Source organism: Streptomyces graminilatus (genome assembly GCF_001418565.1).
Classification (GTDB): Bacteria; Actinomycetota; Actinomycetes; order Streptomycetales; family Streptomycetaceae; genus Streptomyces; species Streptomyces graminilatus.
Window position 1 is genome coordinate 2,435 of the sequence record NZ_LIQQ01000559.1, and the last position, 648, is coordinate 3,082.

Consider the following 648-nt stretch of genomic DNA (forward strand, 5'->3'; position numbering starts at 1 on the left):
GGCGCGAGACCAACTATACCCAACCGCGAAGCCGCGCGAGCCGTACTGCCGTATGCCGGTTCTCCGCCCCGAGTTTCGAGACGGCCGACGAGAGATAGTTCCGTACGGTCCCCTGCGACAGCGCGGCCCGCTCGGCGATCTCCGCGACCGGGGCACCGTCGGCGGCGAGTTCGAGCACCTCGGCCTCGCGCGGGGTCAGCGGCGAGTCCCCGGCGGAGATCGCGTCGGCGGCCAACTCGGGGTCGACGTAACGGTTTCCGGCGTGCACGGTACGGATGATCTCGGCGAGCCGCTGGGCGCTGACGGTCTTGGGGACGAACCCCCGCACACCTGCCTCAAGGGCCCGCTTCAGATGCCCGGGCCGGCCGTGACTGGTCACGATCAGCACCCGGCACTCCGGCAGTTCGGCCCGCAGGGATGTGGCGACCCTCACACCGTCTGCGCCCGGCATCTCCAGGTCGAGCACCGCCACCGGGCCCGAGGCGCTCGCCATGGCCCGCGCGCACCGGCCCGACGTGGCGGTGCTCGACCTGGAGATGCCGGGCGCAGACGGTGTGAGGGTCGCCACATCCCTGCGGGCCGAACTGCCGGAGTGCCGGGTGCTGATCGTGACCAGTCACGGCCGGCCCGGGCATCTGAAGCGGGCCC

Annotated in this window: 2 protein-coding genes; one reads left to right on the forward strand and one right to left on the reverse strand. The window is 72.2% G+C overall.

The features are described 5' to 3' along the window. Nucleotides 1-13: 13 nt before the first annotated feature. On the reverse strand, nt 14-568 hold the full coding sequence (locus tag AOK08_RS36455; protein WP_055534035.1) for a response regulator transcription factor: 555 nt from the start codon (nt 566-568) through the stop codon (nt 14-16). On the opposite strand from AOK08_RS36455, the gene AOK08_RS45210 reads away from it, so the two are divergent. Then, on the forward strand, nt 492-648 hold a 157-nt coding region (locus tag AOK08_RS45210; protein WP_422125802.1), incomplete at its 3' end, for a response regulator. The two genes, AOK08_RS36455 and AOK08_RS45210, sit on opposite strands and share 77 nt — an antisense overlap.